Raw genomic sequence first — 19,651 nt, forward strand, 5'->3', positions numbered from 1 at the left:
TCCCGCGTGGGAACGCGGCGAAACGCAGGTGGCGGCGAAGGCGTTCGAGGCGGGCGACGTCGTAGTTGGAGACTGTCAGGTCGACGCCGGCGGATCGAGGCTGAGCCGTCCCCGTCGCTGCAACACCGCGACGGCGACCGCCGCCCCGACCGCGAGAGTTCCCAACATGACGGAGCTGATCCAGGGTGTCGACCACTGCCGACCGAGGTCGTCGGCGTAGCCGATGGCGGTGTTGCCGAGCGCTGTGGTGACGCCCGCCGCGGTCGTCGCGAGCCCGATGTAGGTCCCGGTGAGGCCAACAGGCGCGAAGCCACTCACGAGGTCCAGTGCGTAGGGCTGCGCGACGTCGAGACCCAACGTCAACAGCAGTGTCGCCACCAGAATCGGCACCGCCGCTACGAGGATGCCGACGACCCACCCTGTGGACAGACTGCCCGAACTGTCCGCCGGCGTCGAGGTGGTACTCCACGCCAACGGGACGAACGACGCCGCGATGGCGACGAGACCGCAGACGATCGCCAGCCCCGGCGCGAAGTGTCGATGGAGCCACTTGATCATCCGGAGCTGGGTTCCCAGGGTGACGAGCGTGGACACGAGGAACACGCATCCAGCCGCCCCTGCCCATCCCGTGACGCGGGTGGCCTCCAGCGGAAGCGACAGATAGAACTGGTTGTAGAGCAGGAAGAGTACGGACGTCGCTACGGCGAAACCGAGGAACGAACGGTTGTGCAGGGCATCGCGCACCGCCACACCAAGCGCTCTGGTGGCCAGCGGTTCGACCGGGCGGTACGGCAGCGCGAAGCACTGCCACACCGTGAGGACGGCGAAGATGCCCGCCGAGACGCCGGCCGTCCACTTGAAGTCCACCGCGACGAGCACGCTGCCCAACAACGGGCCGGTGAGCGCACCGACAGTGCTCGCGATGTTCTGCAAGGCGAAGGCGTCGAGGCGCCGCTCTCCCGCCTCGACCGCTATGTAGGCCCGCGCCGCCGGACTGAAGAAGGCGCCGGCGAGGCCGACCAGCATGGACGCCGCGACGAGTCCGACCACCTGGTCGGCGACAGCGAACATGGCGAACGCCACACAACGCAACGCGCATCCGACGATGATCACCGGCCGCGCGCCGAACCGGTCAGCCGCTATGCCACCGACCAGAGTCAGGCCCTGTTGACAGAACACGCGGATGCCGAGGATGGCACCGACGGCGGCCGCGGAGAGGTGATGCGCGTCGCGAAGGTACGTAGCAAGAAAGGGGATGAGAATGAAGAAGCCGAACGCGATGCCGAACGAGTTGACCAGCAGCACCTGCACCGCCGGAGAGAGTGATCGCGCCAACCGGAAGGTTCTCATCGGGCGACCACGAGCCCAGGCTAACCGGCTGCGCGGGACTGGCGTGCGTCCAGGGGTGGCCGGCTCCGCCCTTGTCACGACCCGGCCAGATGGTCCTCGCTACGCAATCGTTCGCGTTCGCCGAAGGTCGAGCGATCGGCGGCGCGATCGACTTTCGTTCACCCTTCGCCATCACTTGTAGTCGGCGGCCAGTGTGTTCTCGCGGCCAACGGCCGGAGATTGGTGAGTCGCCCGTCGGTCACCTCGTGCGGAGGACACCAATGCGCCGCCGATCAGCACGGGCAGGCCGTACTCCAGGATCGACGCGCTGCCCATTCCCGGGATCATGGCGAGAAGGTAGATCACGAAGAGACCGGCGGTCGCCTTGCCGGTCCAACGCTGCCAGGGGCCTACGACCAGCAGGACGCCAAGCACCACCTCAGCTACCGTCGCGGCCACTGCGGCTGGGACGACGAGCCGGTCCCACGGAACGAGTTGGGCTGCCTCTGCCTGAAAGTGCGACCAGTCGCCCCATGAGACGGCCGGCGAACCGGGCCGCCCGAAGGCGCCGAACCGGTCTCCGACGGCCCCCACAAGCTCCAACCCGACCACGCCACCGCACAGTCGGCCACCCCACCAGCGCAGCGAGCCGGTCACGGCCTGTGCAGCCGTGCCGAGCGCGACGAGGATTGCCGCTGCCCAGGTTATGAAGCCGGCTGGATGTGCCGGCTCGGTGAGGGTCCAACCCGCCATCGCGAGTACGCCGACAGCCACCCAGACCTCACCTGCGATACGTCGCGGCCTGTCCATGCGTTCCATCCCGGCAGCCCCCATTGGTAAGGTACCTGACGAGTTCACACGCTAACGCGAGGAGACCATATGGTCAAGCGCCTTACTAACCCGTTACAGGAGCTGGACCTTCCACTCGGCACCCTGATGAACTCGGCAGGTGCACGTCTCGCGGCCAGCCTCGACGCGGCGTTGCGGGCAGCCGGTTTCGCCGACCTCCGCTCCTCGCACGCAGCGCCGTTCATGGTGCTCGACGCCGAGGGCACCCGGCCGAGCGAACTGGCCACTCGTGCGCACATGTCCAAGCAAGCCATGGGAGAGCTGGTGGCCTACCTCGTCGACCACGGCTACCTGGAGGTGCTGCCGGACCCCGCCGATCGACGCGCGCGCCTGGTCCGGCCCACGGCTCGCGGCTGGCGAGCCGTGGACACCGGGCACAAAGTGATCACCGACTTCGACCAATGGCTGGAAGAACAGCTTGGCGCCGAAGAGGTCGCCCAACTCCGTCGGGCCCTACGGCTGATCCTCCAGGCGCCGACGCTCCTGAACAACAAGGATCACTGACGTGCTCCTGACGGCCGGCTCGTCGACATCCAGGCTTTCCTCGAACAAGATCTGCCCACATGACCCGTTCGACCTACCCGAAAGGACCAATCACCCATGAGCAAGATCGTGCTGCATATGGCGATGTCGGTGGACGGGTTCATCACCGGCCCGGACGACGGAATGGATCACGGACTCGGCATCAACGGTGAGCGGCTGCACGACTGGCTGCGCGCCGGCGGCGTCGATCCGGGCTCGCACCGACCTGTCGACGAGACCAACGCCACCGTGTTCGACGAGACGATGGCCACGGGAGCGGTGATCACCGGTCGGCGTACCTTCGACCACGCGCGCGGCTGGGCCGGCGACCACCACGACGGAGTTCCGATCTTCGTGCTGACCCATGCCGCACCCGAGGAGCCCGCGCCCGGATCGGCGCGCTACGTCACCGACGGCATCGAGTCCTGCGTCGCGCAGGCCAAGGCCGCGGCCCGCGGCCGCGACATCATGCTGCACGGCGCCGCGACCGCGCAGGCGTGTCTTCGGGCCGGTCTGCTGGACGAGCTGGAGCTGCAGCTGGTCCCCGTCCTGCTCGGGCAGGGACGTCGGCTCTTCGAAGACCTGCCGCCCGACCACGTCGAGCTGGAACTGCTGCGTTCCCTGGAAGGACCTGGCGTGCTGCACCTGCGCTACCGCGTGCGGACGGAGGGCTGAGGCGATGGGAAGCATCCGGCTGTACATGACCATGTCCCTGGACGGTTACGTCGTCGGGCCGCAGGACAGCATGGACGCACCGATGGGCATCGGCGGGTTCCGGCTCTTCAACTGGCTCGACCGGCGCAACGATCCCGGACCGAGCGGCCAGGTGATGAGCGAGGCGAACGCCACCCGTGCCGTGATCTCCGGGCGCCGCACGTACGAACACGCGCGTCGATGGCAGGGTGACCACCACGACGGCGTACCAGTCTTCGTCCTGACCCACGACGTCCCGCACGATCCGCCGCCGGGCAGCGTCCGCTACGTCACCGACGTGCGGGAGTGCGCCGCGCAGGCCCGTGAGGCGGCCGGGGGCGGTGACGTGATGGTGCACGGTGCCGGCGCGGCCCAGGCCCTGCTGCGCACAGGGGAGCTCGACGGAATGGAGCTGCACGTCGTACCTGTTCTGCTCGGACAGGGACGACGGCCGTTCGACAACCTTCCGGCAGAGCACATCGAGCTCACCCTGGACCGCGTACTGACCACTCCCGACGAGGAGGACCTCGCCCGCCGCGTCACCCACCTGCGCTACCACGTCCGCCGCCCCTGACGCGGCAAGCGTCGCGGATGGCACTGACCCCACGGGGGCAGCTCCGATTTACCGGTGGAGGTAGATCGACGTGGCGGCTATGCTGCCCGCGTCTCATGGAGTGGCTCAGCGGCAGAGCGCCCGGCTGCGGACCGGGAAGGCGCGGGTTCGAGTCCCGCCTCCATGTCGAAGCTGTGGTCAGCTTGGAGTAGATCAGCGGCAGATCACCCGGCTTCTCACCGGGAGGGCGCGGGTTCGAGTCCCGCCTCCAAGTCCGTCGGTGCGGTGGAGGTCGTGTGTCGTACGAGTCGCGGTTCACGGCCTCCCCTGCCTATGCCCTCGGGCGATTGCAACGCGCCCTTGACACTGTTGCGAACTCCGACGACCCACTGGTTCGGGCCCGCGCCCAGCAGAAGGCCACCAAATGGCAGGCGGTCATTGCCGGAATCGCCTCGGGCCAGTTGGACATCGGTTCACGCACTCCCGTGGCGGACACCCCGGCCTGGGTGACGCTGGAGGTGGTACACGGCGGTTTCGCGACCGGCCGTTACCTGGCCGAGGCGCCGCTGAGTAACGATGAGGTGGATCAGGTGCGGTCCCTGCCCGCTGCCGTACCGGGAACAACCGACCGGGAGCGGCTGAACCTGTGGTACCTCGGCGACGAGGGTCAGGAGACTCTGCTGCAGGCACTACGGACCGAGCAATACCGGGTTGACGTGCCCGAGGAGTCGGCCCTGCTGGTGATCGCCTGGCTGCTCGACCGGGGGCACGTCGAGAAGGCGCTCGACCTGGTGGCGGAGCTGCGGCCGCTGATGCACCGGCTGCGGTTCACGCCACGCCCGGCGAGGGATGCAGCCCCGTCTGGTGCGGTGGTACGGCTGGAGTCCGTCGCCACCGTCGAGGCCGCCCTCCGCAGTACTCGGGTGCCACCAGCGATTGCCCGGATGCGGGAAACCCTGCTGGTCTGGGACCCGCTGTACGACCGGCTCGTCGCGTTGTGGTGCGACACAGTGGACGGTGACCTGCCGTCACTGGCCACCACGGCAGAGAAGGCAGATGGTCAGGTGGTCGGTGGCTGGCCGTGCAGGATATGGCCGGCGGACTGGTCAGAGCGCCGCCGCGCCCTGCTGAACGACGTCGAGACCGCCGCCCGCGCGGAGGGACGCATCGCGCCCGAGCGGCATCCCAGGAGCAACTTCGCTCGCCTGCATCGCGCCCTGCAGTCCTGCCCCGAAGACAGCCGGTCGCTGTCCGCGCGTGAGGTCGGCTGGATCCGCCGGGCCCTGGCCAACACCCTTGCCAAGCACGGGGCGCCGGGATCACAGACCCGCACCACGCTGCGATCGGCCCAGGCTGCCAGCGTCGCGCGGCCGACGCACGCAGCGCTCGCCCAGGTGGTTGCCAGGCGGCTGGACCTGTACCCGCAGGAGGGTGGACTTCCGTCGATCGCCTTGGTCACCGAGGACGCCGCCGACGGCGAGTCGCCCGATGTGCACGCCGGTTCACCGATCCCGCCGCACCTGGTCGCCAAGGCGACCCGAGCCCTCGAGGCACCGATCTCGGAACTCGTGAGCCGTGGTGTCATCACCTCGGGTGAGATGCTGGCGAGAGTGTTGCCGCAGGTGACCTCGCAACTGCTCGCCGCCAACTTCACAGACACCGGACTCGCCACCGCCTACGCCCACACCTACGCGGCGTTCCGGCGCCGCCGCAGCCTGTTGCTGCTGAACCTCGAGCACCAGGTCCGGTTCGAAGAACTGCCCTGGATGGCGACGCTCGCGCGGTTCCGGACCGACCGAGACAAGGTGGCCCGCGCTTCCAGACAGACTCTGCGGCACATCGTCCTCGTGACGCTGACCGCGTTTCCGCAGTCGATCCTGCCGAACCCGCTCGTCCGTGAACTCGGCGCGCTGGCCACTGAGGCGGGCATGCGGATACCGCTGGTGGAAGAGGTTGCCGCCGACATCTTCATGGGCACCTTCACCACAAAGTGGCGTGATGCCGCCGAGATCGCCGGTCGTGCCCTCGCGGGAACGCTGTATGCCCGTTACTACGACCTTCCGGAGCCCACTGTCTGGTCCGAGCCTCGGCCTCGTACCTCCCTGATACGTCGCTGGGGCAAGCAGACCGCACAGGATTTCGCCAAGATCTGCGCCGAACGCGCGAAGGAGGCGAAGGGAGCGCAGCCCGCTGGGCCCGGTAATCGGGTGGCCGGCAACGGCACCGTGCTCGAGCAGAGCCAGATCCTCACCACGCACAACCTGGTGACTCTCGTAGAGGCCCTCGACCTGGACGAGGAGATCCGGCAGCTCGCCCCCGACCTCACCGATCACATCCTTGACTGGGTGATCCGCCGTCAGGCCCAACCGGTCCCCGACCGCCACGGGGCCCTGCAGATGATCAAGAACACGGCGTACGCCTGGCGGCAGGCAGTCTTCTTCCTGAGCCTGTGCGACGAACAGGCACAGCGCGCCGCCGTCACGCGTCTGCGGCAGCAGGTGTCCGACGCCGGAATCCAGGACCGGTTCGCGCCCGCCGTGGACGGACTGGCACATGTGATCGCCGGTGGCAGGTTCACCGACAACGGCATGGTCGACGGCAACGACGGGCGCCGGTTCCTCGGCTGGACCATCGGCCCTCACTGGTGCATGCCGAGCCGGCCCGAGCCCAAGCGCTCACCGCGCCGACCCTAGCTCGGGCGTTCAGACTCCTGACAGGCCCTGCGGTTCGCGGGGCGGTCGGGCGATGAACTCGATCACGGCCAGCGCGACCAGGACGAGCAGCGCCAGCAGCAGCACGACCGCGACAGTGGGGTTGTTCCAGGCGATGAACCCGATCCCGGCGACGATGATGACCACCACTCGCAGGAGCGTTCGGTGGTCGTACGTCCAACTGCCCACCCGGCCGGTCCGCAGGCCGATCGACTCGCCACCGTGCCGGAGCCTGGCAATCCCCGACGACAGCGCCGACCGCGTGCGCACGGCGGCGGTGGACGGCCCGGTCGCCGCCGCACCCAGAGCCACGACGATCCCGACGACCGCGAGGGTGCGCAGCTGAGCCTGCAGGAACCGCGCCAGGGTGTCGAAGATCGCGGCCGCGGCGTTCGGCGGCATGCCGTCCGGCGGAAGGGAGTTGAGGTAGTACGCCCGGGCGATCACCAGGGCCAGGCCGAGCACCACCATCGACGCCGCCAGACCGAGGCCACCTGCGAGGAGCATCCGGCGGTGCCGCCGGGCAAGGACCACCGCCGCGCCGAGGAGCGCCAGCGTGAGGATGGGCAGGATGATCGCCAGCCGGTTGAGCCACGTGTACGCGGCCTGCAGCCGCAGCAGGTCCTTCGCCGGGAAGAGCGCGACGCTCGGATTGATCTGCGGGATGCTCGCCGCCGGCGCGAACCCCGCCTTGGCCAGCTTCTGTTTCGCGACGTCGATGAACGGCCCAAGCTGCAGGTTTGCGGTGTTGCCCTGGACGGTGATCGCCCGGCTTTCGCCCGACAGGACCTTGACCATCGTCTGGTGAGCGATCCGGTTCCCCTGTACCCAGGCGGTGGCGAACTGGTCGCTCTTCACCAGAGCGCCGATCTTGGACCGGACGAACTCCTCGATCCCGTTCGAAATCGTCCCCACCAGGCTTCGCAGCCGTTCCTCCACCAGCGGCGGTAGATGGGTCGACGCGAGGATTCCGTTGACGCCCTGGCTCAGCAGGCCGCGTAGGTCCAGTCTCTTGAAGATCTCCTCAGTGGTGCGGGAGGCGACCGCGTTCTGGACCGCCGGATCCTTGGCCAGGGGCGCCACGGTCTGCACGTACCGGTTCGTGTCGGAAACAGTCGTACTGCTCCAGATCGCCACCACCGAGATCGGAGCCAACAGGCAACCGAGCACGAGGACCAGCACAGCCACCGGCGTGCGCCAGAGCCTGCGTGGCCTCTCGGCGGCGCCGGCAGCCGCTTCCTCCGGCGCCGCGGGGGCAGCGGCGTGCAGTTCGGCCGTCAGCCGCTCGGTCTCGGCCCGCGCCGTACCCACCTCCGCGCGAAGCCGCTCGAGCTCCGCGCGTTCGTCCTCGTTCAGTGGGCCACTCACGACGCACAGCCCTCCCCGAGCGCCCGACGGACGCCTGGGAGCAATGCTTGCCCACCGGTAGATGGCGAGGCTCACCCTGACCGGGTGAAACTCGTGGGCACACCGCTCACCTGACGGCACCCTGCAATCGGGCTGATCCGGCGGCGCGATGCGCGCAGGATGCTTGTGTGGCTGAGGACGAGCTCCCCGCACTGCCTGCCGTGAGCCGCAGGGTGCCGCGGTGACACCCTCGTCCGGGCGCTCCGCGTCGGGCGCGGGAGCGATCCTCCTGACCCTGGCGTCGGCGCAGTTCCTGATGACGTTGGACACGTCGGTGATGAACGTGTCGATCGCGACGGTGGCGAAGGACATCGGGACGACGGTCACCGGGGTCCAGACCGCGCTCACGATGTACGCCCTGGTGATGGCGTCCCTGATGATCACAGGTGGCAAGGTCGGTCGACTCCTGGGCAGGAAGCGTGCGTTCGCGATCGGCTGTGTCATCTACGGCTGCGGATCGTTCACGACATCGCTCGCTCCGAACCTGCCGGTGCTCATCCTGGGCTGGTCGTTCCTCGAAGGCGTCGGCGCGGCGCTCATCATGCCGGCGGTTGTCGCGCTCGTGGCATCGAACTTCGGCCGGCCCGAGCGGCCACGCGCCTACGGTCTGGTCGCCGCCGCGGGCGCGATCGCCGTCGCCGCCGGGCCGCTCGTCGGCGGGCTGTTCACGACGTACGCGTCCTGGCGATGGGTCTTCGCGGGCGAGGTGCTGCTCGTACTGGTCATCCTGGCCTCGGCCAGGAGAATGTCCGACACGCCGCCCGAGCACGACGGCGGGCTCGACCTCGTCGGCACCCTGCTGTCGGCTCTGGGCCTGGGCCTGGTCGTGTACGGCGTCCTGCGCTCGGGGACGTGGGGGTTCGTCATCGCCAAGCCCGGCGCGCCGCAGTGGCTGGGGCTGTCCCCGGCAGTCTGGTTGATCTTCGCCGGATGTGGGGTGCTCGCCGGATTCCTCGCCTGGGAGCGACGCAGGCGGGACCGGGGCGGGGCAGTGCTCATCGACCCCGCGATTTTGCGCCACAGGCACCTTCGCGGCGGACTTGGCTCGTTCTTCTTCCAGTACCTGCTGCAGGCGGGGCTGTTCTTCTCCGTACCACTGTTCCTGTCGGTCGCGCTCGGACTGTCCGCGATAGAAACCGGCCTGCGACTCCTCCCGCTGTCCGTCACCCTGCTGCTCGGGGCGGTCGGTGTGCCGAAACTCTTTCCGAACGCGTCACCTCGCCGCGTCGTCCGGCTCGGCTTCCTCTCGCTGTTCGTCGGAATTCTCATGCTGGTCGCCGCACTCGACCTCGGTGCCGGACCCGAGGTCGTCACGTGGCCCATGCTCCTGGCCGGGCTCGGTGTGGGTGCACTCGCCTCGCAACTCGGCAGCGTCACCGTGTCGGCGGTGCCCGACGCCCAGGCACCGGAGGTCGGCGGCCTGCAGAACACCGTCACGAACCTGGGCGCATCCATCGGGACGGCTCTCGCCGGCACGGTGTTGATCTCCGCGCTCACCACGTCGTTCATCACCGGGATTCAGGACAATCCCGCGATTCCCAGGGAACTGTCCTCGAAGGCAGCCGTCGAACTGACGAGCGGAGTGCCGTTCATCCCCGATGCAGATCTGAGGCGGGCCCTCGACGCCGCGGGTGTGCCTGCTCCGACTGCGGACGCCATCGTCGACGAGAACACCAAAGCTCGCCTTGTCGGTCTCCGTGCCGCACTGGCGGTTCTGGCTCTGATCGCGCTCGCGGCCACCTTCGTCTACCGCGGCATTCCCACCCGCCAACCGGGCACTCACGTGGACGGTGGGGACGCATGAGCAGGCCGAACTGGTGCTCCCACCAATGTGATCGCTACCCGCCATCACGTTCGGGCTGTACCAGCGTGTGCGGCAGGTAGGCCGACGCGACGAGGCCGATGACGGCAACCACGGCCAGCACGATCATGGCGAGCCCGTACGCACGCGCGGGAGTTGCGGTGATCCCGGCGACGAGGATCGTTCCGGCGATCGCCGTGCCGAGGGAGGAGCCGAGGTTGGACACGCTGCGGGACAGGCCGGAGATCTCGCCCTGGCGTTCCTCTCCGAAGCTGGACTGGACGACGTTCACCGAGGGAGTGAGCATGACGCCGAGTCCGAGTCCGATCAGGAGAAGGCCGGGCGCGAATGCCCATGCGCTCGGGGAGCCGATCACCATTGCGAGCAGGACGACGATGCCGGCGATCGACACCACGAACCCGGTGAGGACCAGCGTGCGCTGTGAATGCCGCTTGGCCAGTCGTTCGGCGGCGAGGGAGGACAGGAGGAGACCGCCGGTCGCGGCGGTGAAGATCACGCCGGTCTGGATCGCGTCGTAGCCGCGTACGACCTGAAGGTAGGCGGCGACGACGAACGAGGTCCCCATCAGCAGCAGCCACTGGGTGTTCTGCGTGATGAGGCCGAGGTTGGAAGTGCGGCTACGGAACAGGCTCGTCGACAGCAGCGGTTCCTCTCCGGCGTGTTCCTTTGCCCGTACGGAGCGGAAGAACAGCGCGAGGACGAGGCCGCCGGCGACGAGGAGGCCGAGCATCAGCCAGCCGTTGTCGTCGGCGGCCAGGATGCCCATGACGACAAGGACGAGCCCGACGGAGGAGAGAACCGCGCCTCGAGTGTCGAACGGCCGCGTGGGCTCCGGCGCAACCGGGTCGTCGAGGTGACGGCTCAACCAGACGATCACGACGATGACCAGAGCCTGGAACACGAAGGCAGCCCGCCAACTGATCGCCGAGGTGATGACGCCACCTATCAGCGGTCCCGCGGCGGCGCCGACGCCTCCGAGGGCGCTGATGACACCGAACGCGCGTGCCCGCGAGGTGATGTCGGCGAACAGCAGTGTGGCGAGGATGTAGACGGGCGGGATCAACAGTGCAGTCCCCACGCCTTCAAGAATGGAGTTTCCGAGAATGAGGATTCCCAGGCCCGGAGAGACCGCGCTGAGCACAGCACCGACTCCGTAGACGACGAGTCCGACCGTGAAGCAGCGTTTTCGCCCATAACGGTCCGTCAACTTTCCGCCGGGGATCATCAACGCGGCCATGACGAGCAGGAAAATCGTGATCGCCACCTGTACGCCGCGGACGGTCGTGTCCAGGTCCCGGCTGATGTCGTTGATCATCACGTTCATGTTGGAGCCGGCGAAGCTACAGATGAACTGGGCCAGGGCAAGAGGAATCAGGGCCGAACGAAGCGCTCTTGGCGGACGTCCACCCCTGACGGACTCGTCCTGAATTCCCATAAACCTCGAACCGGCACCGATGGAACCACGCACTTATATCGTAGCTTCACTTGTGGAGCGCGTTCGCAGGTGCTTCCCTAGATTTCAAGAGAAAGTCTCCTGCCGGGGCGAAACCTGTGACTTTCCAACACAATTCGATCCCGACACCGGGCGTGGGTCGGGCCGCGCGCCCCGGAGACAATGGAAATGCTATTTCCAGGGGGATCAGATGGACGCCTATCCGGAGATCGACGACCATGCGCTGATCGGTGATCTGCAGACGGCGGCCCTGGTCGCAACCGATGGCACGATCGACTGGTTCTGCGCACCGCGGTTCGACTCACCGAGCATCTTCGCCGCCCTGCTCGACCGCCGTCGCGGAGGCAGTTTCCGGATCGCACCGGTCGGTACCGAATACGTGACCAGACAGCTGTATCTACCGGGCACGCCGATCGTGGTGACGCGGTTCCTCAGTGCGGACGGTGTGGGCGAAGTCATCGACTTCGCACCGATTGCCGGTGACAAGGCCACCGACCGGCACCGCCTGGTGCGGATGGTGCAGGTGGTTCGCGGCCAGATGCGCTTCCAACTCGACTGCGAGCCGAGATTCAACTACGGACGTGACACGGCGCAGATCGAAGTGACCCCCGACGGTGCCGTCTTCCGCAGCCCCACCATGACGATGAACGTCTGCGCCTCGCGTAAGCCGAATCACCGCCTGGTCCGGGAGGAGGACGTCCGGCGCACAGAACACGGTATGCAGCTCGTGGCCGACCTGGCGGCCGGCGACATCGGCGGCGTCGTGCTGGAGACCTCACCCACCGAACCCGTACGCGTCGTCCAACCACACGAGCTGAGGGCGCTGTTCGAGCAGACACGCGACTTCTGGCGGTCCTGGATCAGCCAGTCCCGCTATCGAGGACGCTGGCGGGAGATAGTCGAACGCTCCGCGATGACGCTGAAGCTGATGACGTACGCGCCGACCGGTGCCCTCGTCGCCGCGCCCACCGCCGGACTGCCCGAGCAGATCGGCGGCGAACGCAACTGGGACTACCGCTTCACCTGGGTACGCGACGCCTCGTTCTCGGTGTACGCGCTGCTCGGGCTGGGTTTCACCTCCGAGGCGCAGGCGTTCATGAAGTGGCTGGGAGACCGGGTTCGCAACGCCACGGAGGACTCGGGCGCCCTGCAGATCATGTATCGCATCGACGGATCCCCGCACCTGGAAGAAGAGGTCCTCGACCACTTCGAGGGGTACAAGGGGTCCCGTCCGGTCCGGATCGGCAACGCCGCCGCCGACCAACTTCAGCTCGACATCTACGGCGAAGCGCTGGACTCGCTGTATCTCGCCGACACCCACGATCTGCGCATGTCCCACAACGCCTGGCGTCACACCACCGGCCTGATCGAGTGGCTGTGCGACCACTGGGATCGGCCCGACGACGGGATCTGGGAGACCCGCGGCGGCAGGCAGAACTTCGTGTACGGCCGCCTCATGAGCTGGGTCGCCTTCGACCGCGCCATCCGCCTCGCTCACAGCCGTGGCCTTCCCGCCGACATCAGCCGCTGGACGGACATGCGCAACCGGGTCTACGACCAGATCATGGACCACGGCTTCAACGGCAAACGCGAGGCCTTCGTCCAGCACTACACGACGGACGTACTCGACGCGTCGCTGCTTTCCATGCCTCTCGTCGGGTTCATCGCCCCCACTGACCCGATGTGGCAGTCCACCCTGCACGCCATCGACCACGAACTCGTCTCCGACAGCCTCGTCTACCGCTACGACCCCATCGCCTCACCGGACGGCCTCCGCGGCTCCGAGGGCACCTTCACCATCTGCACCTTCTGGTACGTCGACGCACTCGCCCGATCCGGGCGCCTCGAGGACGCAAGGCTCACCTTCGAGAAGATGCTGACCTACAGCAACCACCTGGGCCTCTACTCCGAGGAGATCGCACCTACGGGCGAACAGATCGGAAACTTCCCCCAGGCCTTCAGCCACCTCGCCCTCATCACCGCAGCGATGAACCTGAACTACCAACTCGACCACGGCCCCGGCTACGTCGAACCCGTCCTCGGACACGGCCTGACCACCCACTGACGTCTACGTTCGGGAGCGTTGGTCGCGGCCTGCCCGCAGGGTCGGTACCTATACCGACCCTGCGGACTTCGGTACACCGAAACGGCGCAGGGCGACGGCAATCAACGTCGCCACCTTCTCCAGCGTGGCAACGAGTTGTGCATTCGGAACGCCTGCGCGTGTCCAAAGGGCACCGATCGCCCCGAACGGCGCGTCCACACCGATGGGAGACATGATCATGCTGTGTACCGGCACCGGCAGCTCCTCCTCGCGACAGGTGCGCTGATCCTTGTGGACGTCAGATGACACGGCCGTAGTCGCGTGCACTATCGCCCATCCGCTGAGGCACTTGGTGACAGGAAATCGAGAACCCAGCCAGAGCGGGAACTGGGAGTCTTCTGCCACGTGGTGGGATTCGTCGCCATCCGCCAGGACCAGAGTTGTCCCGGCCGCATCAAGCAACTCACGTGCCAGCCGGCACGCCTCCGCCTGTAGCTCGTCAAGAGTCGAGCAAGCCTCAAGTCGCCCTTGGAGATGTATGAAAGGATTCTGGGGATCCATGACGGTCTCAATTCCAGGGAAATCTACCGCTTCCCGGGCCGATACACGATATGCCAATGGACTCGCAAATTCGGGCTGGGGCGTACCTTCCGCCTGCTGCTCACGCTACCTCGTGACTGGGACCGGACTCCTGGGGGACACCCGTCCCTTGCATGTGCAATTTCGTCGGGCAATGTTACCCGTGACGTCAGGTCGAGTGGTCATTCCGGGCCGCAGTCCGGTGTCTTTGGTAGATGCCTGACAAAGACCCTGCTTCAGCAGAAGCACTGCTCGGCTTCCACCAGCCGAGGGGGTTTTCATGAACATGGCTGAGGATTTCCGGCCAGTTTGGGACCGGGTGATCGGGTTCCTCCCGAACCTCGTAGGGTTCCTGGTACTTCTGGTCATCGGCTACATCGTCGCCAAACTGGTTGCAGCCGCCGTGCGAAAGATCCTCGAGAAGGTAGGTATCGATCGACGCCTGCAGGAGTCTCACGGGCACAGGTACCTGTCGGTCGTGGCCGGCGACAGTCCGGCGCATCTTGTCGCCAGGTTGGTCTTCTGGCTGATTTTCCTGATCTTCGTGTTCGTCGCGGTCGGCGTACTGCACATCGCAGCGCTCACGACGTTCATGTACAGGATCATCGCGTACCTGCCGAACATCGTCGCGGCGATCCTCATCTTCGTCGTCGCGGCGATCCTCGCCGGCCTGGTCGCTGCCGCCGTCAACAGGACGATGGGAGACAGCCCGACCGGAAAGATCGCCGGAACCGTTCTTCCCGCCCTGATCATGGTCATCGCGGGCTTCATGATCCTGCAACAACTGAGAATCGCCGAGCAGATCGTGCAGATCGCGTTCGCCGCGACCATGGGGGCACTCGCACTCGGCCTCGCGCTGGCCTTCGGTCTCGGCGGCCGGCCGATCGCACAACGAATGCTGGAAGACGCCTACCGCAGGAGTCAGGAGCAGCGGGAGGAAAGGAGGCGCCGGGAGTACGCCAGAGGCTCCGACGAGATGGGCCATGAGAGAACGCCCACCACGACGGGAGAGGAGCCCGCGACCGAGAGGAAACCCCCGTCAGGAGAGGACCAGCCCCCGCCTGGACTGTGATCCGCACCAGCAAGTCCGGGAAGTGGATTCGGATACGGCCTGCATCGGCGGATCGCAGTCGCGGGTGTATCGAAAATCGCGGGTGACCGACCACTCCGGAGTGGCACCGGTGCCACTCCGGAGCAACTCGGTCAGCCGTCGGCCACCGGACGCCCGACGACCATCGACTTGAGCACGTCGGCCGGGAAGGTCGCCGCGGTCTGCGCGTCCAGTTGGGTGCCCAGGCCGTCGAGCACCCGGGTGAAGAAGGCGCGCGCCGCGGCAGCGAAGACGACATCGGCGATGTCCGCATCGGACAGCCCCACCTCGCGCAGTTCGTCGACGTCGGACTGCCGTACCGACGCGGCATCGATGGCGACCTTGGCCGCGAACCGGTACACCGCCCGATCCTGCGGTTCCAGCGCGGACCCGTCGGAATGTTCGGCGATCGCTCGCACCGACACCTCGTCCGCACACACGTCCCGCAGGAACGACGCGTGCGCGACGGTGCAGTACGTCGACCGCGACACCCGGGCCGCAGCGATCGTGGCGATCTCGAACCGCCGGCGATCCATCCCGTCCCGGACGGTCCTGTTCAGCGTGTTCCACGCCGCCGCCACATCCGGGCGCGACGAGAAGCACGCGGCGTAGTTCGGGAGGAACCCCCAGGCCTCCCGCTGCTGCGCGTAGTACGCGGCGACCTCACCCTCGGCGGCATCCTCGGGCACCGACTCGACGAACATGCGATCCTCCTCAACCTGCCGCGGCTCAGCGAGGCTGGTAGGCCTTGGGCAGCCGCATACCGCGGTCGGCCATGATCTGCCGGACGTGGTTCGGGTAGTTGGTGATGATGCCGTCGATGCCCATGTCCATGAGGGCCTCGATGGTGGCGGGGTCGTCGCAGGTCCACGGGATGACCTTCAGGCCACGCGCGTGTGCCTCCGACACCATGTCGTCACTGACGTAGAAGCGGAACGCGGGATCGCTGATCGTCCCGTTCTGGGGGAAGCCGTACACCGGAGACAGCGCCTTGACGCCGGGGACGGCGGCGACGGCGGCCTTCACGAAGTCGCCGTCGTAGTCGTCGGCGTCGATCCCTCCGAGCCACGGCGAGGCGCCCGGCTGGCCCACCTGGAGGAAGTCGTAGTTCGTCAACGCCACCAGTGGGTACGTCGGCGCGAGCCGGTGCATCTCCTTCAGCGCGCCCCAGTCGAACGACTGGATGGTGACCTGATCCTCGATGCCGGAGGCGTGGATCTCCTCGTACACCCGTCGCACGAACAGCTCACGCGGCGCGGTCTGCTCCGGCGCGCCCGCCTCGACCTTGGTCTCGATGTTCAACGTGACCTGGTTGGCGTGGTAGCTCCTGACGAGGTTCAGCACGTCCTTGAGCTCGACCATCCGGAAGCCGTGGATCACTTCCTGCTCGGGGAACCCGGGCAGCTGCTGGTATCCGCAGTCCATGGTCTTGATCTGAGCGAGCGTCAGGTCCTTGATGTACTTGCCGACGTACGGATACATCGGGTCGCCTGGCGTGACAGGCGCGGTGTCGCGGCACTTCTGGGAACTGATCTGCCGGTCGTGGTTGACGACGACCTTCTCGTCCTTGGTGACGTGTGCGTCCAGCTCCAACGTACTCACACCCAGGCGCAGGGCCTTGGCGAAACCCTGCAACGACTCCTCGGTGGTCATTCCGATGCCGCCGCGGTGCGCCTGCAGGTCGAAGTGCGCCTTCTGCGGCAGCACCCCCGGTCCTGTCGCGGGGGCCGCCTGCGCGGTCACCGGTATGGCGACAACCGGCAGCACGGCCAACGATGCCAGCACATGACGTAAAGACATGGGAACCTCGCAGATGTCCGGTCTTCTCGAATGCTCAGAACCTAGATCGTCAACCGGCTCACTGTGAAGCTTGACCTGCCTGTCGCGCGACGTAATGTAGCCGTGAGAGGACACACCCCCGTGACTTGTACCCTCCAGCAGCCGGTCGGTCAGATGCAGGCCGGCGATCATGGTTGCCTCAGCTTCGACACCGATGCTGAGCAGCGTGAGGTGCTCACCTCCTATATCCGGACCGGGCTGGAGCGGCACGAACAGGTCATGTACTTCGCTGCCGGTGATCCGACGACGGTGCTGGACTTCCTCCGCGACAGGTCACTCGAACCGGACAGGTTCCTGGCAAGCGGTCAGTTCCAGGTGATAGCACCACAACAGGGATTCCACGCCTTCACGCCGTTCGATCCCGACATCATGGTCGGGCAACTGAGGCAGGCAGCCGCACGAGCATTCGAAGCGGGCTACCGGGCTTTACGGCTCACCGGAGAAGAGAGTGCTCTTCGCGGCCGGCCGGGCTCGGAGAGATTGCCGGAGTACGAACAGAAGACCGTCGACATCTTCGCCGAAGGACCTGTCCTGGGTTTGTGCCAGTATGACCGTCGCATTTTCTCCCCGGCCGAGATGACCGCAGCCGAGTCCGGGCACGCCAAATCAGTGGTCCCCGATCCCGTCTACCAGGACGCACGGTTGTTCATCACCCGGATGTTCCGACCGCCGGGCTACCGCATGGTCGGTGAGCTGGACATCGCGCAGGTAGCCGCCTGGCTCGCCTGGATCAGTCGCGCGGCACTGGGCAAGGAGGACGACCTGCATCTGAACCTGGCCGGTCTGCGCTTCATCGACGTCGCGGGCGCACGCATGCTGGCCCTCCTGTCCGACAAGCTCGCGCTGCGTGGCAGACGACTGGTCCTGCACGATCTGGAACCCGCGCAGTGCATCGTGTTTCACCTGGCGGGCTGGGATCGGCTGCCGAACCTCGTCATGACGGCGGAGGTGCCGGCATGAGGGCCGGTGCGGCGAAGGGCTCGGCGGGATACTTCCACGAAGCTGGTTTCTACGCTTCCGACGCGGAGTTCCGCGCGATGATCGTCCCGTTCGTGGAGGAGGGTCTCATCGCCGGCGAGCCGGTCGTCCTCTGCTACGACGAACGTAGGTCCGACCTGCTGCGGTCATGGCTGGGCGAACCATCGGCGGTCACCTTCGTCACCGGCAACGGCCTGTACGCCACACCCGCGCGGGCGATCGCGGCCTACCAGGGCCTGATCGAACGCCACCTCGCGGCCGGCGCACCGCAGGTCCGGCTCACTGGTAGTGTCCCGCATCCGGGCAACGGCGGCCGCTTCGAAGGTTGGGACCGCTACGAGTTCGCCCTCAACACCGTGTGGGCGGGGTTGCCTGCGCACAGCCTGTGCATGTACGACGCCGCCACCGTCCCCGGGCGAGTGCGGGATGTGGTCGAGCGGGCACATCCCCACGTCCTCACCGGCGCCGGGGAGCACCGCACCAACAGCCGCTACGAAGGTCACGCCGCGAACCCCCACCTTCCCGTACCCGCCGATCCGCTGGAGGCGTCGGCGCCCACCGTCGAACTCAGCAACCCCAGCGCGGCCGAAGCCAGGCACGCCATGGAGCGGACGGGACGCGGCCGGGTGAACGACCGTGCACTCGATGAACTGCTGCTCGGCATCTCCGAGGGCGTCACCAACGCGCGCCTGCACGGCGTGCCCCCCATCCTCGTCCACATCTGGGCCACCCGCGATCGCCTGGTGGCCACGGTGCAGGACCAGGGCCACGGACCGACCGACCTGCTCGCCGGCCTCGTTCCCATGTCGAAAACCGTGTTCGGCACCGGCCTCGGCCTCTGGGCCACTCATCTGCTCGACATCGACGCCGCCCTCATCTTCGCGGCAGACAGCTTCTCGTTACGGCTACGCGCCGGCCGAATCCCACCCCCCGAAACGCACTGAGGGCCGAGGCGAAGCCTCAGCCACTCAGTAGCGCAACGGCCTCAGCCGACATCAGGCCGGCACGGCGATGACGCATGTCGTGTACCACAGGTGGGGCGCGCCGTTTCCGTGCTTGGGCGCACGGATGGCCGAGTACGAAGCGTCCGGACGGAAGGGCTCCAGGATCGTCAGTCCGACCTTCTCGTACGCCTTCCGTAGATAGATCTCGTCGTAGGCCACGCTGGACTCAGGGCTGTCCTCCTCCTTGAGCCGATAGGCCCCGTGGTCGTGCGGCCAGATCTCCTCCAGGCGTCGACCCGGGAACCGTTGGTGCGACTCCGCGTTGTAGAGGTTGAACGTAGCCACGAGGACGCCGCCGGGGCGGAGCGTCCGCAGCACCTCGGCGAGGTAGTTTTCCGTGCCGGCCGGAGTGAGGTGGGTGAAGAGTGACCCGGCATAGGCGAGGTCGAAAGAATTGTCCTCGTACGGAAAACGGTAGTCCGCAGCCGTCTGCTCCGGGAAGGTGCTCCCGGTGGTGCTGGCCACGGCCGCGGTGCGAAACTGGAAGTTCGGATGTCTGCTGCCGATGTTCTGCTTGCACCAGTCGACCATGTGATCGAGTACGTCGAAGCCCTCGTAAGCGCCCTTGTCGTTCAGGTATCCGCTGAGAGGGAGCGCCAGGCGTCCGACCCCACAGCCGATGTCGAGTACGCGGTGCGACGGCTGCAGTCCGCACAACTCGACAAGGAACTGCAGTTGGTCCTCCCCGGTGTCCGCGAAGTCGAACCACAGGGGGGAGATTCCTTTACGGATCCGCCGCGGAGGGAGATGCGACACGCGGCTGATGGCTGACTCCGAC

17 protein-coding genes and 2 tRNA genes are annotated in these 19,651 nt (G+C 67.0%); 11 read left to right on the forward strand and 8 right to left on the reverse strand.

Features of this window, described 5'->3' with window-relative positions; all coding sequences use genetic code 11:
- Positions 1 to 75 precede the first annotated feature (75 nt).
- Together F4554_RS29585 and F4554_RS29590 are read right to left on the reverse strand one after the other, a co-directional pair.
- Complete coding sequence (locus F4554_RS29585; protein ID WP_179790884.1) at positions 76 to 1,350, reverse strand: MFS transporter; 1,275 nt, start codon at positions 1,348 to 1,350, stop codon at positions 76 to 78.
- A gap of 171 nt (positions 1,351 to 1,521) precedes the next feature.
- Positions 1,522 to 2,139 carry a MauE/DoxX family redox-associated membrane protein gene (locus tag F4554_RS29590; RefSeq protein WP_179790885.1) on the reverse strand — a complete coding sequence of 206 codons (618 nt, stop codon included), beginning with the start codon at positions 2,137 to 2,139 and terminating at the stop codon, positions 1,522 to 1,524.
- Positions 2,140 to 2,208: 69 nt separating this feature from the next.
- Here F4554_RS29590 and F4554_RS29595 point away from each other — a divergent pair, with 69 nt between their 5' ends.
- From F4554_RS29595 to F4554_RS29620, 6 genes are all read left to right on the forward strand, one after another.
- Complete coding sequence (locus F4554_RS29595) at positions 2,209 to 2,682, forward strand: MarR family winged helix-turn-helix transcriptional regulator (RefSeq protein WP_179790886.1); 474 nt, start codon at positions 2,209 to 2,211, stop codon at positions 2,680 to 2,682.
- 96 nt (positions 2,683 to 2,778) lie between these two features.
- On the forward strand, positions 2,779 to 3,375 hold the full coding sequence (locus F4554_RS29600; protein WP_179790887.1) for a dihydrofolate reductase family protein: 597 nt from the start codon (positions 2,779 to 2,781) through the stop codon (positions 3,373 to 3,375).
- Positions 3,376 to 3,379: 4 nt separating this feature from the next.
- Positions 3,380 to 3,967 (forward strand): dihydrofolate reductase family protein, encoded by a 588-nt coding sequence (locus F4554_RS29605; protein WP_179790888.1) that lies wholly within the window; start codon positions 3,380 to 3,382, stop codon positions 3,965 to 3,967.
- 94 nt (positions 3,968 to 4,061) lie between these two features.
- Positions 4,062 to 4,133: transfer RNA gene (locus F4554_RS29610), tRNA-Arg, on the forward strand.
- 15 nt (positions 4,134 to 4,148) lie between these two features.
- A tRNA-Arg gene (locus F4554_RS29615) sits at positions 4,149 to 4,220 on the forward strand.
- A 22-nt stretch (positions 4,221 to 4,242) separates the two neighbouring features.
- The gene (locus tag F4554_RS29620; RefSeq protein ID WP_179790889.1) at positions 4,243 to 6,639 is read left to right on the forward strand and encodes a hypothetical protein; all 2,397 of its coding nucleotides are present in this window, start codon (positions 4,243 to 4,245) and stop codon (positions 6,637 to 6,639) included.
- 9 nt (positions 6,640 to 6,648) lie between these two features.
- Here F4554_RS29620 and F4554_RS29625 read toward each other — a convergent pair whose 3' ends face one another.
- Positions 6,649 to 8,025 carry a hypothetical protein gene (locus F4554_RS29625; RefSeq protein ID WP_179790890.1) on the reverse strand — a complete coding sequence of 459 codons (1,377 nt, stop codon included), beginning with the start codon at positions 8,023 to 8,025 and terminating at the stop codon, positions 6,649 to 6,651.
- A gap of 220 nt (positions 8,026 to 8,245) precedes the next feature.
- Between F4554_RS29625 and F4554_RS29630 the strand changes: the two genes are divergently transcribed.
- Entirely contained in the window at positions 8,246 to 9,868 is a 1,623-nt protein-coding gene (locus F4554_RS29630; RefSeq protein ID WP_179790891.1) for an MFS transporter, read from the forward strand.
- Between the two features lie 34 nt (positions 9,869 to 9,902).
- Here the strand turns inward: F4554_RS29630 and F4554_RS29635 are convergent, their stop codons facing one another.
- The gene (locus F4554_RS29635) at positions 9,903 to 11,321 is read right to left on the reverse strand and encodes an MFS transporter (protein ID WP_179790892.1); all 1,419 of its coding nucleotides are present in this window, start codon (positions 11,319 to 11,321) and stop codon (positions 9,903 to 9,905) included.
- A gap of 208 nt (positions 11,322 to 11,529) precedes the next feature.
- Here F4554_RS29635 and F4554_RS29640 point away from each other — a divergent pair, with 208 nt between their 5' ends.
- Complete coding sequence (locus tag F4554_RS29640) at positions 11,530 to 13,404, forward strand: glycoside hydrolase family 15 protein (RefSeq protein WP_179790893.1); 1,875 nt, start codon at positions 11,530 to 11,532, stop codon at positions 13,402 to 13,404.
- Between the two features lie 48 nt (positions 13,405 to 13,452).
- Here F4554_RS29640 and F4554_RS29645 read toward each other — a convergent pair whose 3' ends face one another.
- Entirely contained in the window at positions 13,453 to 13,944 is a 492-nt protein-coding gene (locus tag F4554_RS29645) for a GAF domain-containing protein (RefSeq protein WP_179790894.1), read from the reverse strand.
- A 298-nt stretch (positions 13,945 to 14,242) separates the two neighbouring features.
- On the opposite strand from F4554_RS29645, the gene F4554_RS29650 reads away from it, so the two are divergent.
- On the forward strand, positions 14,243 to 15,034 hold the full coding sequence (locus F4554_RS29650; RefSeq protein WP_179790895.1) for a mechanosensitive ion channel family protein: 792 nt from the start codon (positions 14,243 to 14,245) through the stop codon (positions 15,032 to 15,034).
- Between the two features lie 131 nt (positions 15,035 to 15,165).
- On the opposite strand, the gene F4554_RS29655 is transcribed toward F4554_RS29650, so the two are convergent.
- Together F4554_RS29655 and F4554_RS29660 are read right to left on the reverse strand one after the other, a co-directional pair.
- Positions 15,166 to 15,756, reverse strand: coding sequence for a peroxidase-related enzyme (locus tag F4554_RS29655; RefSeq protein ID WP_179790896.1), 591 nt, complete (start codon positions 15,754 to 15,756; stop codon positions 15,166 to 15,168).
- A gap of 25 nt (positions 15,757 to 15,781) precedes the next feature.
- The gene (locus F4554_RS29660; RefSeq protein ID WP_179790897.1) at positions 15,782 to 16,852 is read right to left on the reverse strand and encodes a glycerophosphodiester phosphodiesterase family protein; all 1,071 of its coding nucleotides are present in this window, start codon (positions 16,850 to 16,852) and stop codon (positions 15,782 to 15,784) included.
- A gap of 153 nt (positions 16,853 to 17,005) precedes the next feature.
- On the opposite strand from F4554_RS29660, the gene F4554_RS29665 reads away from it, so the two are divergent.
- Positions 17,006 to 17,851 (forward strand): MEDS domain-containing protein, encoded by an 846-nt coding sequence (locus tag F4554_RS29665; RefSeq protein WP_238341438.1) that lies wholly within the window; start codon positions 17,006 to 17,008, stop codon positions 17,849 to 17,851.
- A complete protein-coding gene (locus tag F4554_RS29670; RefSeq protein ID WP_179790899.1) occupies positions 17,848 to 18,813 on the forward strand; it encodes an anti-sigma factor RsbA family regulatory protein in 966 nt (321 codons plus the stop codon). Before F4554_RS29665 ends, F4554_RS29670 begins: the two co-directional genes overlap by 4 nt.
- 51 nt (positions 18,814 to 18,864) lie before the next feature.
- On the opposite strand, the gene F4554_RS29675 is transcribed toward F4554_RS29670, so the two are convergent.
- Positions 18,865 to 19,629: a methyltransferase domain-containing protein gene (locus F4554_RS29675; protein ID WP_179790900.1), complete on the reverse strand. Its 765-nt coding sequence runs from the start codon at positions 19,627 to 19,629 to the stop codon at positions 18,865 to 18,867.
- Positions 19,630 to 19,651 lie beyond the last annotated feature (22 nt).

The organism is Actinopolymorpha rutila (assembly GCF_013407855.1).
GTDB classification, from domain to species: Bacteria; Actinomycetota; Actinomycetes; order Propionibacteriales; family Actinopolymorphaceae; genus Actinopolymorpha; species Actinopolymorpha rutila.

Bases quoted from the DNA above. Each gene is read 5' to 3' on its own strand.
- F4554_RS29645 (WP_179790894.1), bottom strand. From the start codon at position 13,944: ATGGATCCCCAGAATCCTTTCATACATCTCCAAGGGCGACTTGAGGCT.
- F4554_RS29670 (WP_179790899.1), top strand. From the start codon at position 17,848: ATGAGGGCCGGTGCGGCGAAGGGCTCGGCGGGATACTTCCACGAAGCT.
- F4554_RS29585 (WP_179790884.1), bottom strand. From the start codon at position 1,350: ATGAGAACCTTCCGGTTGGCGCGATCACTCTCTCCGGCGGTGCAGGTG.
- F4554_RS29590 (WP_179790885.1), bottom strand. From the start codon at position 2,139: ATGGACAGGCCGCGACGTATCGCAGGTGAGGTCTGGGTGGCTGTCGGC.
- F4554_RS29655 (WP_179790896.1), bottom strand. From the start codon at position 15,756: ATGTTCGTCGAGTCGGTGCCCGAGGATGCCGCCGAGGGTGAGGTCGCC.
- F4554_RS29650 (WP_179790895.1), top strand. From the start codon at position 14,243: ATGAACATGGCTGAGGATTTCCGGCCAGTTTGGGACCGGGTGATCGGG.
- F4554_RS29660 (WP_179790897.1), bottom strand. From the start codon at position 16,852: ATGTCTTTACGTCATGTGCTGGCATCGTTGGCCGTGCTGCCGGTTGTC.
- F4554_RS29600 (WP_179790887.1), top strand. From the start codon at position 2,779: ATGAGCAAGATCGTGCTGCATATGGCGATGTCGGTGGACGGGTTCATC.
- F4554_RS29635 (WP_179790892.1), bottom strand. From the start codon at position 11,321: ATGGGAATTCAGGACGAGTCCGTCAGGGGTGGACGTCCGCCAAGAGCG.
- F4554_RS29605 (WP_179790888.1), top strand. From the start codon at position 3,380: ATGGGAAGCATCCGGCTGTACATGACCATGTCCCTGGACGGTTACGTC.
- F4554_RS29640 (WP_179790893.1), top strand. From the start codon at position 11,530: ATGGACGCCTATCCGGAGATCGACGACCATGCGCTGATCGGTGATCTG.
- F4554_RS29665 (WP_238341438.1), top strand. From the start codon at position 17,006: ATGCAGGCCGGCGATCATGGTTGCCTCAGCTTCGACACCGATGCTGAG.
- F4554_RS29595 (WP_179790886.1), top strand. From the start codon at position 2,209: ATGGTCAAGCGCCTTACTAACCCGTTACAGGAGCTGGACCTTCCACTC.